This window comes from Wolbachia endosymbiont (group B) of Apotomis betuletana, assembly GCF_947250475.1.
Classification (GTDB): domain Bacteria; phylum Pseudomonadota; class Alphaproteobacteria; order Rickettsiales; family Anaplasmataceae; genus Wolbachia.
The window spans coordinates 1,607,929-1,627,841 of sequence record NZ_OX366320.1 but is presented as its reverse complement, the minus strand read 5'-3'; the positions used below and the strand labels follow the sequence as shown (position 1 = coordinate 1,627,841).

The following is a 19,913-nucleotide window of genomic DNA, read 5'->3' as shown; positions in this document are numbered from 1 at the left end:
TTAATTTATATCGTAAAGTGCGCCACTAAATTGTTCTCTAATTCTCTCCATTACTTCATCAGCAATGCTGCGTGCATTCTGCTCAGGTCTTGAATGAATATTAATACTAAATTGCATTTTGTTCTCTATAGTCTTATTTTGTGCTGTAATGGGGTGCTTAAGAGAATCGCTGACAACGTTATTTACAGAGCTAACTTCTAATCTGGCCTCATTTTTTTTGCTCCACAGATTATTGATTGTTTTAAAAGGCTGAGTAATATTATTCCAAAATTTTCCTACCCAATCAGAAAAAGACTTCCATACAATTTTCACTGATTCCCAGATAGTAACAAAAAAGTTCTTTACTGCTTGCCATTTGGTAATTATCAAAGTTGCAGCAACAGCAAAACCACCAATAACCAGTCCCATAGGGTTGCTCATTAAGGCAATTGTCAATGCTTTAAATCCAGCAATTATTGCTGGAAAAACTGCAGAAAGACCTATTTTTACCAAAGTAATAACAGATCCAAACACTTTCCAAGTAAACAAAAGAGCGAATAAGGAACCTTTTACAAAAGTCCAAGCATATCCAAGAGATATGGCTGCTATTTTAATGCTAATCAAAGCAGTAATTGTGCTCATGATTACTGTAGTCAGTATTGGATATTCTTTTGCATACAGCGCTACTTGTGTAGTTGCTGACCTGAGAAGATTAACAGTAAAATTTAAAGATGGTAATAATACAAAGCCAAGATTCATTCCCACTTCTGCTATTGAGTTTTTAAGTAACTGAAGATTATTTGCTGTAGTATTTGCTCTATTTTCAAACTCTCTTTGCATTGAGCCATGATATTCTTCGTTTATTAGTCGCAAAGATTTTCTATACTCATCAAGACTACCAGTAAGTAGCGCTATATCATCTTGATATTCAAGACCAAAGAGATCAAAGAGAACGCTAGAACGTTCTTGCTTATCTAATTTTGCAACTGTTTCTAAAAATTTAACTAATGTACCTTGTGCATTCTTACCGATTGCTTTCTCAAACTCCTGAGCGTTTATTTTTAGCACTTGAAACGCTTTTTGAAAATTGCCACCTTGTTTACTTGCTGTTTGTAGTTTGCTAAGCATGGCATTGATTGCTGTTCCTGCCTTTTCAGGAGCTTTACCAAGACTAATAAAGCTGCTTGCTAAAGCTCCTGCCTCCACTGCAGTTAAGCCAAATTGCCTTGCTGTACCACCAATTCTGTTTAGCGTCGGAACAATTTCCTTGGCCTTTGCTGCAGTGTTATCAGAGATATGGTTTATCGCATCACCAACGCTTTTCATTTCACCAATTTCAATTTGGTAAATATTAGAAAGCTTAGCAATAGCTTCTCCTGCTTCTTCTGCTGACATATCAAATGCGGTTGCCATTTTGGCCACAGTATCTGTAAAAATTGCAAGATCTTTAGCTGCAATACCAAGTTGACCACCACTTGCAGTAATTTGCGCAAGTTCTGCTGCAGATAGCGGAATTGTTCGTGACATTGCCTTTAATGTTTCCCCAAGCTTTGTTAACCCATTTACATCTTTATCTTCAAATTTTACAACTTTTTTTACATCAGCCATAGCACTCTCAAAACTAATTGCAGCTTTAAGTGGTGCTGCAAGGGTGAGTCCAAGTGTTACAGCATCTATCATTTGAGCTTTGAAATTTACTCTTTGCGCTAGAACTCCTTTACGTTTTTGCATTACGGAATTTAAAGCCGTATAGTTATTTTTAAGCTTTTCAATAGAAGAGCCAAGTTTAGCTTGATCTCCAATAAGAGATTTTATGTCTCTACCACTTTTACTGAACTCCGTGCGTAAATGGTGAAGAGCACTTCTTTTTTGTAAATAAGCCGTTTTAGCTTTCAGTGCTGCAGCTTTAGATCTTGTAAATTCATTTTGCAGATTCTTACTTGGTTCTTCTGCGTTTTTTATCTGCTGAGCAAGAGATTTTGTTTTTATTTCCAGTTCATTCCAAGAACGCCGAGCAAGCAGAGCATCGTGGCTTAATTGTTTAACTTGGATACTGATTTACTTGATGATTCAAGTTGTTTTATCGTACTACCAATACGAGAAAGTTGCTTCGTGCTACCTGCTATCGTACTATTAAAACTGCTTTGCAGTGTTGCTCCAATTACTATAGAAATTGCTTTCATTTGTATAACTTTTTGCTACTTTCAAACCACGTAATAAATTCTTTAATATCCATATCAAGCCACTGATTGATTCCACCACCAACCATTGAGCTAAGCGACAATATGCTCAGCCTCAAGTCTTCTGCTGAGACAAAAAACCTTGTAACGCTTCTTGAATCTTACTGTAGTCTGCAAGATCAAGTTCTTCTACTGCTTCTCTTGAAATACTTGCAAGATTTGCAATTAGTGCTACTTCTTTCTCTGCATCGTTATTACTCATACGTTCAACAGCTAAACGATCTCGCACTTTTGGACGGCGCAGAGTTAGCTCTGAGAGTAAAATTCCTTCTACTGTTATTGGGTTATTAAGTTCTACTGTTGTCATGTTTTCCCCTAAAAGTTAATTAAATAAAAACTTCATAGCTTTTACATAACTAATTTTTTTTATTACAGTTTTTGTGTTTGATTGAAGAGGCAACCTAATATAAAAGTTATAGTAGGGGTTATTTCTCTTCAACTTGAATTAATTCTTGAACTTCATCGACAGAAAGACCTGTACACTTGACAATAGTGTTAATATCAACATTATTAGTCAACATCGCTTTTGCAACTTCAATCTTTCCTTCAATCTTTCCTTCAATCTTTCCTTCAATCTTTCCTTCAATCTTTCCTTCAATCTTTCCTTCAATCTTTCCTTCAATCTTTCCTTTCTCTTCACCAATTTTGATTCCTTCCTCTTTAGCATCATCAAGTTTTTGAGCAAGGACAGCCTGTTCATCACGAATACGCTTGCTCTCCTGTTCATATGCTATAAACTCTTTTTCTGACCAGTTAAACCTGTTTAGCTCTTCATACGCTTTTTTGATTATTCCGTCACTTCCTATTATTCTTTCCAATTCTTCTTCACTTGTTTCATCAGCGTACTTAAAAAAATACACCCACTTCTCAACTATATTTGAAAGTTGATCTTCTTTGGTTTTGGGAAATTTAGGCAATTCAATAAATACAAAATAAAAATCTTTTAGATCATGTTCATTAGTATCTTCATCGCGAATAGTGTGCTTTGATTTATACTCGGACTTATCAGGAAATAAAATACAATCTGCTATAGCAATAAAGATAATTTCCTTAAGGTCATGGTATTGATCACCTTTATCTGCTTGTCTTGAATAGGCTTTAGCAGCGTAATATTGGGCACGTTTTTCAAAGCCTTTGGTTTTAGCGACCTGCATCTCAATTATCCATTGCACTCCTGTTGAATCTCTACATAGCACATCAACAATACTTTGCTTTTTAGATGCGATATCAGGGTCTTGAATAGTACTTAAAAACTCTATATCCTGTATTGCATTTTTGCCAGTAAAGCTCAAGATATCATTGAGGAAGTGAATGAGAATGTCTTTATTCTTTTCAGTACCAAAGATACGGCGAAATGCTATATCATTTTTAGGGTCAAGAAATTTAGATAAAGCCATAGCAAAAATGCCTAAAAAACGTTAGTAATTATACAGTATTATCAGTAATTTTTCAATAAAAAAGTGAAAAGGCATTCGTCCATTCCATTAAATCCCTAGAATCGTTTGCAACAAAGCCATTTGATCAACACCGTTAATCTTACGGATCATATTTTCAGCATCGATTTCTATTAATTCATTACCACCTATAGTAAGTTTATAGTAATGGGCAGCTACAGTACACTTCAGCGTTGCTTTTTCAGCAGGTTTCCAACTACCAAAATCAAATTCTTTAAATATGCCCCTAAGGTTGATAATAACTCCTTCAACTTCATTACTTCCACTTCCTTGCATTCCACCACGAAGAGTTAAAGATACAGAGTTTCCATTTATCAACCCAAATAGCCGAAAGAGCTCTGTATCATATTCAGAAAGAGTGAAATCTGCTTCCAGTTTCTCCATGCCCATATCAATATTTATTGGAATATCCATACCACCAGCTCTATATTCCTCTGTTTTAATGGTGAGTTTTGGCAGAGTGATCTCATCGATACGACCAGCATAACCACGACCATCAACAAATACGTTAAAATTTCTCAGTATTTTCGGTAACACTTTGCTTTCTCCTAACTTATATTTACGAGATGAGATCTGAATATTATTTGTTCTGCCGGATATGGTGGTGTAAACTCAAAGTCAAAGTATACTTTTCCACTTGCAATATTTGCTGGTGTATTGAGCTCTGGAGTTGCATAACATTTTCCGCTGATAATAGCTCCTTGTGCTTTTAAATTGGCCAAATAAGAATTCACCCCCTCAATCACATCATCTATATAAGTTTTGGTGATATTGCGATCAACTGCCCATAAATGAGCTCGAAGTAGACTATCATTGATTAAATCTGCAGTCCTTCTCACTGACAGAAAAGCCCATTTTGAGTCATTTGAACATGTTCTATTTCCCCAAAGCCTATAGCCGTTTTGATCAATTATCGTTGTTACTTCATTTTCATTTAAGTGGTTTGCTCTACAATTTGTATTACCGAGCGTAAAATCAATAGGCCTGCTTGTTCCAACAATACCATTTATCTCTTTATTTGAAGGTGAGTGCCAGAAGCCTTGCTCGCTGTCTATCTTAGCTATTAAACCAGCTACAAATGGACTCGATGGCAAGATTTCTTCTTTTCCTTCAATAAATACCTTAATCCATGGGTCAACCACATAAACTCTTGAGCTGCCTACACTTTTTCTCCATTTTATTGCTTCTTCATCATTAGTATTTGGTCCATCTGCAACAATAATTGCTCTTAATTTTTCTGCTATGGAAATTAAAGCACTCACTACTGGATTTACTCCATCTATTTCAGGTAACTGATGAGTAAACTGAGGTGCAATGAGTATTCTTGGCGCAATATGAACTATGCTTTCACTACTGAGGAATGCCTCTATCCCTTGATACTCTCCAGTCTCTTTATCAACACCGCCAATTATATTTTTCAGCGTCTCTTCTTCTTTTAATTTTGGATCGCTGTTTTCACTTTCTTTAACTCGAATAACTACTACTGTTGCACCAATCTGGGAAAATATTCCATTTACTGCAGAAGGTAAACTTCCACTCTTTCCAAGCTTTGCTGCTTCCTTTAAACTTCCTGCTATCAGTACTGGTTTATTCAGTGGAAATTTTTGCTCATCAGCTTCGAATGCAGTACCAATTACACCTATCACTGATGATTTAGCTGTACGTACTGATCTTGTCCCTGAGGTAACCTCTATAACATTTACGCCATGTAAAAATTCTTCAGCCATTTCTTTGTATCTTTTGTTTAAAATCGTTTAGTAAGTTCTCTACACTTTTGGCTTCTGCAATTTTCTTCTTGGTAATGTCTTCCAACTCTTCACATTTAATTATTTCTTTTACTGCTTTTTTTGCTTTTTCTTCAATTATTCTTGCCATTTCAATAACTGTAATACCACGGACTTTTGCTAATGGTTCTATAATTTCTGTATCCTTTTTACTTATAGACTCTGGTGCTGCTAGAATGCTTTTTGCGGCTTTTTCTTGTATTTGATACGATTTAGCTTTTTGGTGAGAATTTCCAGCGTATTCGTTAGTATAGTTATTAAAATAAAAACGAAGTGCAGAAAGCTTCGCATTTTCCAATAATTCCAGCTCAATATCTTCCTTATTCCTTTCAACAATTTTCTCTCCTTCTGTTAAACAATAACTTTTTTGCCAGTCAAAATTCTTTGGTGCTTCATACCAATCATTTCCAGTTGGCTTGTTTTCAAGTGTTGTTATTTCAACTTATTTGTAAGCGTATTTTCTTCCTCTTTTACTGCCAAAGTTTATATGTTGCATCTAGCCCTGGACACTGCCACGCTCTTAGCGTTCTCTCTACATCGATCTCAAGTCCTGTGGTTAAAAAATTACTGCGAAAGTTATATATTCCCCACTGAATAAATTGACCATAGATTGTGCTATACGTATGCTCACTCGCAAAGAACTCAGGTGTCTCACCAACTCTTTCACCTCCTGAGTGAAGATTGGATGACGTATAAAGTAACACTGTAACAGTTTTTCCTGCTGGAATGAGTATGTTACCTGATGCAATAAATTCAGGACTGTTAATTTCATGCTGGTAAATACGTGTCCAAGTAATTCTCGAAATCTCTGACTTCCTTGTATTAGTTTTATCAGGTGTACCTATAAATAATCCTGCTCCTCCATAATTAACTTCATCTTTATACCACATTGCAGATCCAACAAAGTTTAGAGTTTTACTTATATCTACATTGCTTGTGTTTTTTACGAATATTACTCCTAGTGCAGCATAAGGATATTTCAACATATTGAATTGCTCCGAAAATCCATCATACATGAATCTTGGGTATGATTCTCCGTAGATAAATGTACCTTTACTTCCTTCAAAAAAACTGAGTTGTCTTGGCCGATAAAAACTAACATAGCTTGTATCGTACGTGTGAGTACCTGCAAGTAGTTGCAGCATATAGTCTGTTTTTGTTATATCACCGCTCCACTCTCCAAGCTCAGTTGTAAAAGTTCCGTGGCCAAAGTAATTATTTTTTCTACTTAGTACACCAAATAAAAAAGGTAATGCTCCAGGTTCAATCATATGACGATTTCTTACTTCTTTCATGATTGATGAGCCACTTGGTACATCATTTATGGAGTTAAGCTTGGTTGGTTCTCTGCTCCTTATCTCCCTCATAATCGATGAACCACTTGGCACATCATTAACAGTACGGAAGTTATTCACTAAACCTTTTAGACCATCTTTATGATCATTGCCAACACTATTTATTGCTGCAATGTTGGCATTCTTTCTCGTATCAAGTAGCGATAAATTTGTTGTCCCTTTTTCATCAATTCTCTTTAATAATTGCTTCTCTGATTCAGAGATCACTGCTAAAGAACTAGCTTTTTTATTATCCAGATCAGTTAAGTGTTTTTTTGCACTATCAAGAAGTTCTTTTAGCTTACCATCAGTCATCTGTACAATTTCAGAAACTGCACTTTTGTCGACTATTGATTCCAATGCTTTAGCAAGATATGCTAATTGATCTGGAGTACTGTTTTCTGCTAAATCCTTAAGTCTTTTTTGTAGTGCATCAATTATTCCTTTTACTTCAGTCATCTGCACAACGTTGGAAATAGCTTTTTTATCTGCTATCAATTCCAGCGATTTTGCAAGATATGCCAGTTGATCAGCTGTGCTACTTACTGCTAAATCCTTTATCCTTTGGTATATTGCTTCTTTCATTCCCAAAAATTCAAAAAAGTTTCAAATCTAAATCGTTCAAAATTACTTTTCAGTTGATTATGTTTATTTTCTCTCTCACTCATATCTTCATCTATTTTCTCAATTGTGGTACGAATACGTACTACATCTTCCACTGCAATGTTTTCTGGATGAGGTAGTGGATACCCTCTACTCGTTTTATCATTTGACATTCTTCTATGTAACAATGATTCGTAGATTTTTGACTTTAGGACGATAGATAACTGTTCCACTTAAAACTAATTTTATCCTTGTCTCATTGCCATTAAAGTTTGTCAGCACATGAGTTCTCTCTACCCAATTTTCTCCAATTGGTTTTCCTGATGTTAAATTTACTAATTGCCATTCTCCCACGTTTTTCTCTACATAAGTTTTAATGTCTGCAGTGCCAGGTATTAGCGCATCATATGTTATGGTAATTTTAGTGTTAGCTCCTGCTGTAATGCTTCTTGTAACATAATCTCCTTTTTCCCCTATATTACCCATAACTAGCTGTAACCCAGGATATAGCACTGGACTTTTTTCTTTTGACCCTTTTAAATTTGCCTTTACTGTTAACTCTCCAGATAGTCTTTCACGCAGCGCGAGCGACAAGTTATCAGATAGAAAATTTTCTTTTCCCTCTTCATCTATCAGAATAAATTCTACATTGGTATCAAATGCTACTTTTTCGACGTTCGTCAAAACAATTAAATCTGAAGTATTGTTTGCAGTAACTTTACCAAGATCAATAACGTGAGAATTTTCAGTGAACTTCGCTGCTAAAAGCCTAAAAGTTAGATCTAAATTTTGATGTGGTGTCCAAGTACTTGCGTTGCTAGATGAAAGTAATACTCCTACTTGATATGGCTGACTTGTTACCCAACGGCTATTTACTGCATCATATTTGCCAAGTTCTGCTATCTTTACTGCAGTACCAGGATCATCAGTAAGCAGTACTATTGAATACTCCTCTCCTGCATGGCAAAACACTGGTGACCACTCTATACGTGTTGCTGTGCCATCTATCTTTATATCTTTTGGCTCAATATAACTTTCAGCAATGACAGTCTGCGAGGGCATTCCCACTGCTGTTTCTCTAATCTGCACAACAACACGTTTTTTGCCGCTATTTGTGAACCATAAATCTAGACCCCCTATGTGTCTGCTCTCATTTAAAGTAAATGTTTGTGCTAAAGGATCAACTCGTCTTGCTGCGATCACTCTTCTTCTTTCTTCTATGGTAATTGTTTTTTTACCAGTATAAGTTGCTTCTCCATAGCTTCCTTTATTCCCATAAAATTGCACCAATTTAGTACCTGCTGGAATGTTTGCTGGGATTTTTATTTTTCCCTTTAATTTTCCCTGATTGTTAGCTGTTAACATTTGGTTTTCCAGTTTTAAGTTATAGGTTGAATGTTTATTCCGTCAAATTTTATCTCTTTAAGCTTCTCATTTGGCTCAAAACCTTCAATTTCAAAATTCTGTATTGCTTCTCTCATAAATTCAGTTTCATAAGAATTACTTGATAATAGCTCTGTGGTCTCTCTAGTATTAAATTCTCTAGTTACTGGACTTTTCCAATTTGTTTTTACCTCCGTCCAGTGATCAATGTTTTTATTTATGGTAACTTTTGCGGTTATTTTATCAAAAGCTTGATACGGATTAATTTTTTCACTTTTAGTCTGTAAAAGCTGTTCTAATACCGGCTCAAGTTCATACGGTAAAAGATAAGGTTTTGTGCTCTTTTCAACATCAATAATTTCTACGTCTATCGGTAAAATTAGTTCCTTATTTACTATCGCTGCAGACTGCGAAACTCCTTGATCACGCATATCATCGTCAAAGAACGAATCTACAAACACTCCTTTTTTCGTTGTAGGTTCTCTTGAATTTGCATCACTGCGTAAACGTTCCTGTGCAACTAGCGCATAAAGATCATTTATTCCTTTTTTCATTGCTTCAAGCTCATTCATCGGTACAGCATGAATAGCATTATTCACTATTTTTACCCCTTCTTTTTCTCCGTTTTTCCATGTCTGATGAATGTAGCAGAGCAAAAGTTGTCCACTAGGCGCTCTAGGCATTGATGGTCTCCAGGGATGGGCAATTCCCTTGATTCTTCTCACCACTCCTTTGCTATCGATAGTAATTAAATCAAAGCGGGGCATTTTCCAGGTGTAATCAATCAGAACCAAGCTGTTATCAACTGCTCCTTTTACTTTGCATCCCTCTTCACTTATATCTTCAGGACTTACATGAGTACGACAGCGATAGGTTATCAGGTAACTACTCCCAGGAGCTGGTTCTTTGCCAGGTAATGACCAATCAACGTTTCCTGCATTTAACTTATAGTCTGTACTATTTTCATAAATAACATTGCCTTGTTTAACTTGAATAATCTCAAGTACTGCAGAGTCAGGTATCGGATCAACAGCTCCTGAGTATGAACCATGAGTAACAGTAGTGGTTTTCTGAACAGTTATATCTACTTTTTTGATTTCACTTATTGGAAAATCATTAACTTTAAGTTCCATTACTCTTTGGCTATTTAGCTGAAAAGTATGTGGTTCTGATTCAACTGATTTTATATTCGGATCTTGATCAAAAGAAACACGAATACTATGAGGTAACTCAATCTCATAGCCATCAACATGAGCTTTTCCCTCATTAATCACGAATACTTGTTTTTTGCCCTCTTCTTCCTTTTGCAAAAACATTACTTCAAGGCCATTTACAACGTAGGAACCATTAGCTTCTTTGTCATAACGAGCAAGAGCAGTAGTTACTATGTTTGCTTGTGGTGGTGGTGAATGTTCTATTAATACTCCATTTTCAATGTTATAGATTGGATAAAACTCTCCTGCAGAAAAACGTGGAGAAAGACCTTCTGCTTGATAACCCCAAATGGTGGAAACTTTAAGCCTTGCAGCTCCTACTTCTTGATAATTACGTGTACCAACAGCAGGATCACGAAGATTTTCGTCCTCAAGTTCTGTAATCGTAGATTCTAGATAATAAACACCTATACGAACTGTGGTACTCAGTGGAATAACAAACTCTTTTGCCTCTACCTTTCTCACCGCTCCACGAAGATAGATTTTTCCTCCTTCAAGTGTAACTTTACCAGTTTCTCTATCTATAATACAATTGCTGCCTGTTATAACATCGCCATCACGGAATATTGCATCACCTATGCCTTTAAGCTTAGAGAGAGCATATTCTTGCGTCTCGTTTAATTCTGCTGACTGTAGACCTCTTCCTGCAAGAAACAAGCTTTTTTCGTATTCTTTGTCAGGATTAAAGCGATTGTAATAGGCGTTTAAAGTCATTTTATGCTAGAAAAATTCAAAAAGTTACAACAAATGAAAAAGTTTCCCGAGTTGCAGCAGTTCTGATAAGTGGTACGGTATGTTCCAAAATCAATAAAATCCCATGGTCTTCTATATCTTGAGGTTCAAAATATCTCTGTCCTTCAGGTAATTCTTTTTTTACTTTAGTACCAACCATAACCCCTAGCTCTCTGATTACTCGATTTGCTGCATCCGTGAGATCGAAAGTAAATTTGAGATAGAGATTATTAGTTGGTACATTTGAGGGCCTAAACCTTCCAGATGGAGTTATAAGTTCACCGTTTTCATCACCTGTGCAGAATAGCACTTCGTCTGCAGTACGTCTGCCAAGTTCATTGAGCAGTTTTTCAGAAGTTATCAGCTCTGGTGGTGTGCTTTCACTATACTCTACAGTAACTTTATCACTTACTGGAATAGAGCTATTTTCCGTACGTTTTATTACATCAGTACTGCCATTAACTGTATAGTCAATACTTGGCTGATAAGTTGTTTGCCCTGTAACAACCTTCACATCTTTAATAGGTTGATGATCAAATTTTATTTCACCCTTAACGAAAGTTTTTTCTACTTTATGGCTACTTTTCCAACTTGAATCACCTGTTCCCCAAGCAAGATGGATAGATTGCTTTTTTATGCTGGCTGCTATTGCTGCTCTTCCTGACTGTGTGAGAATTGACATTTTTAATTAAGCCTCATATATTATATATGTACAATGACTTCAAAATTCGTCCGCAAAAATCAAAATATTTTTTTATATCAGAAAAATTTTTTAGGAGAATAGCTCAGCTCCACAGCTAAACTTTCCAACACCGCGAGCAAATGGTCCGCTAGGAATGTCAAGCCATTTATCTTCTTTTGAACCAGTAGCCATTCCCTTAACCAACTTCCGTGCTTGTAACAGCTCTTGAACTATACGCTCCATTCTATCTCTTCCTATACTGTGAAACTCCTCAGGTAGTCTATGCCGCTGTTTATACACTCCTGTACTTCCTGTATGGGTAAATGGATGTCCAGAAATTGCTGCTCGTGTAATTGCAGTTATAAGATGCTGCTTTGAATCTTTTTCGTTCATATTTTTTATTCTTAATCTTTCAGTTATGTCCTCTAACAATCCTGTTTCTTCATTTCTTAAATAAGTGCGTAAAGTGCGATCAGCCAAACCGTTTGCTTTAACAATTGCTCCATAAAATAATGCGTTCTGTCTTACAGATTCTCCTATTGATTTAAAAATTGTCGGTTTAGCTGTATCTTCCACAGACCAAAAAGCGTATGAACACCTAACACCATTAACAAGAGCAGATGTACCTCTAATGGCATCACGTGCTTGCTCAACAGTCGATATAGGTTTTTCACTTTTTGGCTTTCTCATATGATGAGCAGTAATTATTGATGCTCCAGTGCTACCTGCTAAATCAGATAATAAAGACATCAAATAATCGCCTACGGCTGGGTCAGTATTTAAATCAGCATGCACGAATGATGCAAGTGGATCAAATACGATTAATTTTAAGTCTTTTATTTTATTAAGTTGTTTTGTTATCGATTCAAATTCAGGAGAAGTCTCTATAACTTTACCTGAAACACTCTTTATGATTGTAAGTGATCCACTAACATTTGGTAATGGTACAATAAAGAGCCTATCCTTATATTTTAATCTCTCGCATTGTGAGTCAAGACGCTCTAAACGACGATGTATTTCACTCATATCATCTTCTGCAGAGAATATTACAACAGATCCATGTTCAGTAACTAAAGGACCAAAACCACATGGCTGATCTTTTCTACTCGCAACTTTCAGTGCTAAATCAAGCAGAAGCATACCTTTACCAGTATCTCCCATTGCAGCTAGAATAGATGTCACTCCTAAAGGAAATAACCCTTCAACAAGAAACTTTTGCTCTGGTACTGGACCTATAAAACGTTCTACGCTCCATTCTTGAATATTAAGCAATTGCTTAACGATGATTTTTTTCGAGTTATTTTCAATGAATTCAGGAATATTCATCTTTTCTTCTATACCATCAGCTGAATCCCATCCCTTTGGTTTATTCTCCGGTATTTCAAGAAGAGTAAGTGATAAAACACCAAGAAAAGTAAGCTTTTTCACAACTTTCTCAGCATATTGTTTACCTGGTTCATCATTGTCTGGCCAAATAATAACATGCTTGCCCTTAAGTGGTGACCAGTCTGTTTTTTCTATTGGTGCATTTGCTCCTAACATTGCAGTTGTGGCAGTCATACCTTGCTCTATCAGAGCATCTGCACACTTTTCACCTTCAACTAAAATCACCTTATCAGATTTCATGATACCTGGAATATTATATAAAGGCCTGGTCTCTGGTAGAGTAAAACTAGACCTTTTTACATCAAAAGGAAGATATCTTTTTCCTGAATCAGTGTTATAACGATAAACTGTAACAATCACTTGATCACTTTCATCGTAATAGTTCCATGATGCCGTTGGTTGCCCCAGAGTGTTATTTTTTTCCGAATAACCAATCCACTTAGCAATATCTTCTATCGTATCAGTAAATTGATTTTTTCCAGTAACAGCAGCCCAAAGATCAAAAATATCTCCTCCTTCTCCGGTAGAAAAATCATGCCATAATCCGGCTTTACTGCCAGTTAACTCCACTATCATACTTTTTCCTTGATTGCCTTTTAGATCACCTACATAGAACTTATCACCACGAAAAGTTCCTCTTGGCAGTAAATAAGAAAGACATGACCTTATATTTGATAGGAGTTGAGTTCTTAACTGTTCTTTCTTCCCTAATAATTTATAATGTCCATTTCTTTGTGAACAATAAATATCCATACCTACCTGAAGAATTTTTATGTTCTAGCTATAACGTTAGCAGATTTCCAACATCCATTAATCTTGTTGATGAATTTTGTTGGTATAGATCTACCGTTTCTAAGTTCATATACTACTTGCAAGATATTTGTACGTTTATTGGGTTGAAATATTACTATTCCAGATGTATAAAAACTTCTTAAAGCGTTAGCACCAACGAGAGCTTGAAATGGATTCTTTTCCAATATAGAGGTAGGTACTTTTTTGGTGTGATTTGTGATGATTATTCCAGCCATAGGATTAATCTTGGAACGTAGTTTTTCTATTGCATGCTGCAGACCATAGTTAACGGAATTATAAGGAGAATCAATCACAACTAAATCAAACTTTTCCTCTACCATATTTTTTATTTTTTCTATACCTTCTTCATTTAAGGTCAAATTCATCTTGTTCGTCACAATTAAGTTTTCTGTTGCTAAATGAGGAAGTTTGTTGAGTTGTTGTATACGTTCTCTAATGTAATCATATTCCATTTCGTTTTGTAGATAGAATATTTTTAGCGGTCTTGTAGGCTTCATGCCAAGAAATGATCTTCCTGCTGCCAGATGTACTAATAGAGAAAGAAGAAAATGACTTTTGCCAATCTTTGGAGTACCACCTATGACCAAAAGACCACCTGGTGTCAAAATTCTTGGGCCTATTATATCTTGTGGCATTGGTGATTTGTCATTTAAGTAATGGTTTACAGAAAATGCTTTTCCTTCGTTTTGTTTTTCTTGTAATATGGAACTTCTTCCATCTTTACTGTTCAACCATGTTTCAGCAGAATCTATATTACCTTTAACTAAAGTCCAAAGGTCTATTATATTTCCTTTCTTTTCTTCGATCAGGTTGTACCAATTTCCTGCATTTTCTCCTTCCATTTCAACTATTATCTTATTTCCATTTCTACTGCCAATATAGAATTTATTTTGGTAAGATTTGCCTTCAGGTAACAAATAAGATAAACAATCTTTGATATTATTAATTAATAATGATTTTATTTTTAAAGCATTTTTAGATGAAAAATCCATAAAATTCTCCTTGTTTATTCCAAATTTGTTCAACATATTTTTTAGACGTTTAAAGTCAAGATTAGCCAGCTCACAAACAGTTTCAAAAGATCGTGAGCGAATCCATTGACAAGCCTCTTTTTTAAGTTTAGGGTTTTTTCCTGCTGCATCCTGAATAGCTCTAGTAATAACAGCAGCCCACAACTTTCCTTCGTCATACTTCAAAATGGCAACCAATCATCTTGAAAACTTTTTTGTAATTCTGGAGTAATAACTGTAGTAATCCTATTTCTATCTCCGTACGTATTATTAGTTTCAACGCCTACTTTCGCTGTAAACTCTAAATCGTTGAAATCAGCTATAGAGTTGATTTTTCTAGCAGTAACTGCTTTCTCTGAAGTGTCATTTGCATGAATATTTCTGGATGATTCCAAAATACTACGCAGCATCGAACGTCCAGATTCTCCCCAGATGTCTTCTTCACCTTCTGCTTTGCCATTTTTGATACCTATAATCTGAAAAATCTTGCGTTTTGCATATGGACCTTCAGTGACAGTAAATTCAGTGTTTAAATAGATGCTGCCAGTAGTGTAGTTTTTAGTGAACCAATTTTCATAACCTCCAGGCTTTATTGCCATTTTTACCTTGACTATTGTACCTTTCGGTATTAAACTGCTCTGCAGTTTTGCATTATTAAAATCAGTTAAAAAATCTTGTAGCATACGCTCTCCTATAAGTTGATTTTAAAGTGAAAATTAGCTATTCCATTAGCTGCCAATGACCATTTATCTTATCGACAAGTTTATTTTGCACGCGTTCACCATTGCGAAGCTCAAATACTATCTGGCGTGCACTACTTTCTTCATCATGAGCAAACATCACCATACCAGTACTGTAAAATCCACGTAAAGATCCAGCACCACTTAGGCCTTGAAATGGATCTTCTTCGAGCATCTTTTTTGATAATTTTTTTGTATGATGAGTAAGTACAATACAAGCATCTGGATTGATAGCACTGCGTAGCTTTTCAAGAGTCTTTTGCAGAAAAAACAGCATAGCACTATTGTCATTTTCATTTCCATATTCACTGCTAAAGATGTTACGTAATGGATCTATGGCCAAAACATCAGGTTTAAAGCGTTCATTCACAATTTCCTTGATTTCACTTATTTCATCATGATTAAATGATAAGTGCACTTTTGGCGTAATGATTAAGTTGTTAGCAGCTACATTCAAAAGTTCATTATCAAGTTGTTGCAAACGTTCTTTCATATATTCATATTCAATTTCAGTTTGCATGTAGAAAATTTTCAAAGGTCTACTTGGTGTCATACCGAGAAATGATCTACCAGCGGCCATGTGGACAAGCCAAGAGATCAAAAAGTCACTCTTGCCGATTTTAGGTGGGCCACCCAGTACCAATAAGCCTCTTTTTGTTAAAATTCTTGGTGAGATTATATCTTCTGGTATTGGCGATTGATCATCCAAGTATTCTTTCACACTGAAAAAAGGAATTTTTTGACCAATAGTTAAAAAGTTTTGTAGCATATAATAACCTCCTATATGTTGTGCGTGATAGGTTGAATTGCAAAAGCTTTGGTTTTAATCTTTGTAAGAAGTTTTCCTAGATGCGGTTCTTCAACCATATTCAGGCATCCACTTCGATCTTTAGCAGGATATCCCCAAGAATTAATTGTCTGACAGACAAATGAACGAACCTCTGTACCATCATCTTTCTTGATTCCAACCATACTGATTACTTCGTCAACTATCCCAGGAATTTCACTTGCAGTTTTAGCTCCTTCACATTGAGGTAGCCAAGTTGAGCGATTGAAATCATCAAGGTATTGCCCAAGAGTTCCAACTGTAATGATGTCTTTATTTGGAATATGTTGAAACTGATTGAGCCAAGCCATCATCTCTTGAGCAAGTAACCCGTAAGCAGCTCTCATATCTTGTTTTCCTGATCTTTCAGAAAAAGCTTCAGGTTGCATTTTTGACCATAAAAGACATAAACGCGAGGCTACTGTAATACTATCGATAAAAACACATCGATACTTGAGAAACTCCGAAGCAAGCTCTTTGTATTTACTGGATACATGCTCATAGTGTCTTTGGCTATATGCTGAGTCAGATTTTAACGCAGGATTAGGACCACCTATGAGACATGCAATATCTCTTGCCTCATTCCAAGTACGAATACTTACAGAATCCCCTTGCCAATCTTGAACAGCAAGTAAACCTGCCTCAAAATCAAGACAAAGTGTTGGTTCATTTATGGTCTTTAAGAGACTAGTTTTACCTATACCATAAGGACCAAAGATGACCATTTTTATACCTGTTTGAACTTTTAGCCGTTCATTGCTGTTCATTATTTTCATTTTTCTCCCAATACCTAAATATATATGTACGATGACCTAGGCAATTCGTCCGCAATTTGCAAAAAAAAAATTTTGAGCAAATATAATCGAGAGCTTATAACTTCTCTAAAACTGAGAATTTATCGCGTATTCGTTCTAGTGTGCGATAGATAGTTGTCTTTGGTATTTTGGTTATTACAGAAACTTCAGTAATAGTAAATACCTTAAGTAATTGACATAAATTACTATCTTTTTCAGACAAAGTTGAAATTATATTATTTATATCAGTGCGAATTATCGCTTCGATTTCCGAGTTCCTATGATCTGGAATATCGTCGTTTATATCATCAAAAGTTATATTACGTTTTAGACATAACTGATTGCGTAACATATTGCGAGCACAATAATTAGCTAATCTAGCAACGAAAGTACTAAAACTACTTCTTTTCTCATCGTGCTGGTTAAGATATTGCCAAACCTGACAAAAAAGCTCTTGTTCTATATCTTCGAGACTTTCGTTAATAAAACAGCTTTTGGATTTAAGGCGCGAAGCTTGAAATCTCACATGTTTAACAATTGTAGAATCGATTCCTTGATAAGAATTCTTCATAAAAACTCCAAAAGTTTCATGAATAGAGATTTTTACCAAGACTTTGTATGACTAATTTGTTATAAAAAAGTAGTAATAATTTTTTTATCTAAAAGAATAAAATCTTTAAAAATTAAAATAAGATTTAAACGTTTTGATACACTACTGAAGCTACTTTTTCATAGGTAAAAAACTACCAATTTCATACCTAATTTCTGAGTTACTAATTAGTATTTCAGAAAGCAGTGATCGTTAAGTTATTGATAATATTGTCTTTTTTATGTTCTATTCCTAAAAGCCGTTTCTAAAGTTAAGTGGCTAAAATCGGCCAGTAAAGAGGGTTTGCGGATTACTGAAGTCTTATATATATTATATATATATTTAAATACAGGTAAAATATAATATATGATAATATAATAATATAAATATTGGCGTAATATAAGTTATGTAAAATAGTTATTAAGATAAGTAAAGATGAAAAAAACTCAAATGGCAGGATATGAAATTTTTTTTAATTTTTTTTCAAAATTGCGGACGAATTTGCGAGTCATCGTACATATATATTATACAGGGCATTGAACTTTAATTACACAAAGGAGTTTTTGTACGTCAATCTTAACGCTAGATCTCGGCAAGCAAACAGGCTGGGCAATTCTAACAGATGGAATAATTGAAAGTGGGAGCAAAAGCTTTCATGGTAGTCGTTTCAGCGGAGGTGGAATGTGTTTCTTAAACTTTTGCAATTGGCTCAATTCTTTGAAAGACATTTCTGCAGTGTACTTTGAGGAGGTGAGAAGACATTTAGGAACTGATGCAGCCCATTGCTACGGTGGGTTTCTTGCAGTGCTGTCTGCTTGGTGTGAAGAGAACAATATTCCCTACCAAGGTGTTAATGTTAAAACTATAAAACGCTTTATAGCTGGTAATGGCAATGCAAGTAAGAGTGAAGTTATTGAAGCTGTAAAGGAAAAAGGGGGTTTGCCTAAAGATGATAATGAATCTGATGCTTTAGCATTAATGTTCTATGTTATGGATTTCAGTAAAGATATTAATAAGATGAAAAATCCATAAAAAGTGGGTCCTTTCGGCCATAATGGCGGGTTTGGTGGTGCTGACCCCAGGCCTTTTCTAGTGTCAGAGATATTTTGAATATTAACTTTTTAATTATTAAGATATGAATTTAGCAATCCACTACTATCCTGTTGAAAACCTCGTCGAATATAAGCGTAATCCTCGTAAAAATGATGACGTAGTAAACAGAATGTGTGCTTCAATCAGGGAATTCGGCTTTCGTATACCAATAGTTGCAAAAAGCGATGGCACTGTGGTTGATGGTCATTTAAGACTTAAAGCAGCAAGAAAACTTGGTATGGAGAGTATTCCAGTGGTTTTAAGTGATAATCTAAATGAACCACAAACCAAAGCTTTTCGATTACTGGCAAATCAATCAGCTAATTGGGCAAAGTGGGATGATGAGCTTTTAAAAGTGGAAATTCAAGAATTAGAAAATCTGCAGTTTGATCTTAAAATGACAGGATTTGAATTGGAAAAAGTTCAAAACTTTCTTGATGATTTAGATAGAGAAGAAGAAGATTTTTCTGACTTGGTTGGTGATGAAAAAAGGGTAGAAATAACAAAACCAGGTGATTTATGGATTTTAGGTGATCATCGAATCTATTGTGGTGATAGCTCTGTAGTTGAATCATATAAAGCGCTTTTAGATGATAAAATGGCAGACATTACGGTTTGTGATCCTCCGTATAACGTTGATTATGGTAATAGTCAAGATAAAAAGATATTAAATGATAATCAAGGTGAAAAGTACGAACTTTTTCTCTACGATATCTGTTCCCATATTTTAGCATATACGAAAGGTGCAATTTACATTTGCATATCATCATCAGAGTTTTCAACGTTGCAAAAAGCATTTGAAGAGGCAGGAGGAAAATGGTCAACATTTATCATTTGGGCAAAGAATCACTTTACGCTAGGCAGATCAGATTATCAAAGACAATACGAAGCAATGCTCTATGGATGGAAAAGCGGCAATAAACGTGAGTGGCATGGAGGAAGAAATCAAAGTGATCTGTGGTTTTATGATAAGCCAACGCACAATACACTACATCCAACGATGAAGCCAGTAGAATTAATGGAAAGAGCAATAGTTAATAGCAGTAGACCAGGAGATATAGTACTTGATCCATTTAGTGGTTCTGGTAGCACATTGATTGCATGTGAGAGAACAGGAAGAATTTGCAGAACAATAGAGCTAGATTCAAAGTTTGTAGATGTAACGATAAAACGTTGGCAAGTATACACGGGAAGAGATGCCATTTTAGCCGGTACTGGTAAAACCTTTTCAGAGACTCAAGAAGAAAATTCGTAAAAA

Annotated in this window: 20 protein-coding genes; 2 read left to right on the top strand and 18 right to left on the bottom strand. The window is 35.4% G+C overall.

Going from position 1 to position 19,913, the window contains the following annotated elements; all coding sequences use genetic code 11:
* From OOK82_RS07570 to OOK82_RS07485, 18 genes are all read right to left on the bottom strand, one after another.
* Window positions 1–1,710, bottom strand: coding sequence for a phage tail tape measure protein (locus OOK82_RS07570; protein ID WP_264704389.1), 1,710 nt, complete (start codon window positions 1,708–1,710; stop codon window positions 1–3).
* 302 nt (window positions 1,711–2,012) lie between these two features.
* Window positions 2,013–2,162 carry a hypothetical protein gene (locus OOK82_RS07565; protein WP_264686608.1) on the bottom strand — a complete coding sequence of 50 codons (150 nt, stop codon included), beginning with the start codon at window positions 2,160–2,162 and terminating at the stop codon, window positions 2,013–2,015.
* Window positions 2,163–2,274: 112 nt separating this feature from the next.
* Window positions 2,275–2,526, bottom strand: a complete 252-nt coding sequence (locus OOK82_RS07560; protein ID WP_262986631.1) for a phage tail assembly protein — start codon at window positions 2,524–2,526, stop codon at window positions 2,275–2,277.
* A gap of 118 nt (window positions 2,527–2,644) precedes the next feature.
* On the bottom strand, window positions 2,645–3,616 hold the full coding sequence (locus OOK82_RS07555) for an Rpn family recombination-promoting nuclease/putative transposase (protein ID WP_264704648.1): 972 nt from the start codon (window positions 3,614–3,616) through the stop codon (window positions 2,645–2,647).
* Between the two features lie 87 nt (window positions 3,617–3,703).
* Window positions 3,704–4,210 carry a phage major tail tube protein gene (locus tag OOK82_RS07550; RefSeq protein ID WP_264377165.1) on the bottom strand — a complete coding sequence of 169 codons (507 nt, stop codon included), beginning with the start codon at window positions 4,208–4,210 and terminating at the stop codon, window positions 3,704–3,706.
* 11 nt (window positions 4,211–4,221) lie between these two features.
* Window positions 4,222–5,400, bottom strand: coding sequence for a phage tail sheath subtilisin-like domain-containing protein (locus OOK82_RS07545; RefSeq protein ID WP_264704386.1), 1,179 nt, complete (start codon window positions 5,398–5,400; stop codon window positions 4,222–4,224).
* The gene (locus OOK82_RS07540) at window positions 5,393–5,893 is read right to left on the bottom strand and encodes a hypothetical protein (protein ID WP_264704657.1); all 501 of its coding nucleotides are present in this window, start codon (window positions 5,891–5,893) and stop codon (window positions 5,393–5,395) included. Before OOK82_RS07540 ends, OOK82_RS07545 begins: the two co-directional genes overlap by 8 nt.
* A gap of 34 nt (window positions 5,894–5,927) precedes the next feature.
* Window positions 5,928–7,376 (bottom strand): hypothetical protein, encoded by a 1,449-nt coding sequence (locus OOK82_RS07535; RefSeq protein ID WP_264686604.1) that lies wholly within the window; start codon window positions 7,374–7,376, stop codon window positions 5,928–5,930.
* The gene (locus tag OOK82_RS07530; RefSeq protein ID WP_264685152.1) at window positions 7,373–7,567 is read right to left on the bottom strand and encodes a hypothetical protein; all 195 of its coding nucleotides are present in this window, start codon (window positions 7,565–7,567) and stop codon (window positions 7,373–7,375) included. The genes OOK82_RS07535 and OOK82_RS07530 overlap by 4 nt, the downstream gene beginning before the upstream one ends.
* 4 nt (window positions 7,568–7,571) lie before the next feature.
* Complete coding sequence (locus OOK82_RS07525; protein ID WP_264685153.1) at window positions 7,572–8,759, bottom strand: hypothetical protein; 1,188 nt, start codon at window positions 8,757–8,759, stop codon at window positions 7,572–7,574.
* 14 nt (window positions 8,760–8,773) lie between these two features.
* Complete coding sequence (locus OOK82_RS07520) at window positions 8,774–10,705, bottom strand: DUF4815 domain-containing protein (protein ID WP_264704647.1); 1,932 nt, start codon at window positions 10,703–10,705, stop codon at window positions 8,774–8,776.
* Window positions 10,706–10,721: 16 nt separating this feature from the next.
* Window positions 10,722–11,405 carry a hypothetical protein gene (locus OOK82_RS07515; RefSeq protein WP_264704646.1) on the bottom strand — a complete coding sequence of 228 codons (684 nt, stop codon included), beginning with the start codon at window positions 11,403–11,405 and terminating at the stop codon, window positions 10,722–10,724.
* Between the two features lie 90 nt (window positions 11,406–11,495).
* Window positions 11,496–13,544: an AAA family ATPase gene (locus OOK82_RS07510; RefSeq protein ID WP_264704645.1), complete on the bottom strand. Its 2,049-nt coding sequence runs from the start codon at window positions 13,542–13,544 to the stop codon at window positions 11,496–11,498.
* 17 nt (window positions 13,545–13,561) lie between these two features.
* Window positions 13,562–14,800, bottom strand: coding sequence for an AAA family ATPase (locus OOK82_RS07505; RefSeq protein WP_264704644.1), 1,239 nt, complete (start codon window positions 14,798–14,800; stop codon window positions 13,562–13,564).
* A complete protein-coding gene (locus OOK82_RS07500) occupies window positions 14,797–15,297 on the bottom strand; it encodes a hypothetical protein (RefSeq protein ID WP_182364992.1) in 501 nt (166 codons plus the stop codon). Before OOK82_RS07500 ends, OOK82_RS07505 begins: the two co-directional genes overlap by 4 nt.
* Window positions 15,298–15,334: 37 nt before the next feature.
* Window positions 15,335–16,123 carry an AAA family ATPase gene (locus OOK82_RS07495; RefSeq protein WP_213863538.1) on the bottom strand — a complete coding sequence of 263 codons (789 nt, stop codon included), beginning with the start codon at window positions 16,121–16,123 and terminating at the stop codon, window positions 15,335–15,337.
* A gap of 11 nt (window positions 16,124–16,134) precedes the next feature.
* Window positions 16,135–16,956 carry an ATP-binding protein gene (locus OOK82_RS07490; protein WP_213863537.1) on the bottom strand — a complete coding sequence of 274 codons (822 nt, stop codon included), beginning with the start codon at window positions 16,954–16,956 and terminating at the stop codon, window positions 16,135–16,137.
* A gap of 94 nt (window positions 16,957–17,050) precedes the next feature.
* Window positions 17,051–17,584, bottom strand: coding sequence for a sigma-70 family RNA polymerase sigma factor (locus tag OOK82_RS07485; protein WP_264704643.1), 534 nt, complete (start codon window positions 17,582–17,584; stop codon window positions 17,051–17,053).
* 525 nt (window positions 17,585–18,109) lie between these two features.
* Between OOK82_RS07485 and OOK82_RS07480 the strand changes: the two genes are divergently transcribed.
* The gene (locus tag OOK82_RS07480) at window positions 18,110–18,595 is read left to right on the top strand and encodes a crossover junction endodeoxyribonuclease RuvC (protein WP_458694685.1); all 486 of its coding nucleotides are present in this window, start codon (window positions 18,110–18,112) and stop codon (window positions 18,593–18,595) included.
* Window positions 18,596–18,698: 103 nt separating this feature from the next.
* Window positions 18,699–19,910 carry a DNA modification methylase gene (locus OOK82_RS07475; RefSeq protein WP_264704356.1) on the top strand — a complete coding sequence of 404 codons (1,212 nt, stop codon included), beginning with the start codon at window positions 18,699–18,701 and terminating at the stop codon, window positions 19,908–19,910.
* Window positions 19,911–19,913 lie beyond the last annotated feature (3 nt).

Coding starts and splice junctions, on each gene's coding strand:
- OOK82_RS07570 (WP_264704389.1), bottom strand. CDS start 1,710: ATGCAAAAACGTAAAGGAGTTCTAGCGCAAAGAGTAAATTTCAAAGCT.
- OOK82_RS07565 (WP_264686608.1), bottom strand. CDS start 2,162: ATGAAAGCAATTTCTATAGTAATTGGAGCAACACTGCAAAGCAGTTTT.
- OOK82_RS07560 (WP_262986631.1), bottom strand. CDS start 2,526: ATGACAACAGTAGAACTTAATAACCCAATAACAGTAGAAGGAATTTTA.
- OOK82_RS07555 (WP_264704648.1), bottom strand. CDS start 3,616: ATGGCTTTATCTAAATTTCTTGACCCTAAAAATGATATAGCATTTCGC.
- OOK82_RS07545 (WP_264704386.1), bottom strand. CDS start 5,400: ATGGCTGAAGAATTTTTACATGGCGTAAATGTTATAGAGGTTACCTCA.
- OOK82_RS07535 (WP_264686604.1), bottom strand. CDS start 7,376: ATGAAAGAAGCAATATACCAAAGGATAAAGGATTTAGCAGTAAGTAGC.
- OOK82_RS07530 (WP_264685152.1), bottom strand. CDS start 7,567: ATGTCAAATGATAAAACGAGTAGAGGGTATCCACTACCTCATCCAGAA.
- OOK82_RS07525 (WP_264685153.1), bottom strand. CDS start 8,759: ATGTTAACAGCTAACAATCAGGGAAAATTAAAGGGAAAAATAAAAATC.
- OOK82_RS07520 (WP_264704647.1), bottom strand. CDS start 10,705: ATGACTTTAAACGCCTATTACAATCGCTTTAATCCTGACAAAGAATAC.
- OOK82_RS07515 (WP_264704646.1), bottom strand. CDS start 11,405: ATGTCAATTCTCACACAGTCAGGAAGAGCAGCAATAGCAGCCAGCATA.
- OOK82_RS07510 (WP_264704645.1), bottom strand. CDS start 13,544: ATGGATATTTATTGTTCACAAAGAAATGGACATTATAAATTATTAGGG.
- OOK82_RS07500 (WP_182364992.1), bottom strand. CDS start 15,297: ATGCTACAAGATTTTTTAACTGATTTTAATAATGCAAAACTGCAGAGC.
- OOK82_RS07495 (WP_213863538.1), bottom strand. CDS start 16,123: ATGCTACAAAACTTTTTAACTATTGGTCAAAAAATTCCTTTTTTCAGT.
- OOK82_RS07490 (WP_213863537.1), bottom strand. CDS start 16,956: ATGAAAATAATGAACAGCAATGAACGGCTAAAAGTTCAAACAGGTATA.
- OOK82_RS07475 (WP_264704356.1), top strand. CDS start 18,699: ATGAATTTAGCAATCCACTACTATCCTGTTGAAAACCTCGTCGAATAT.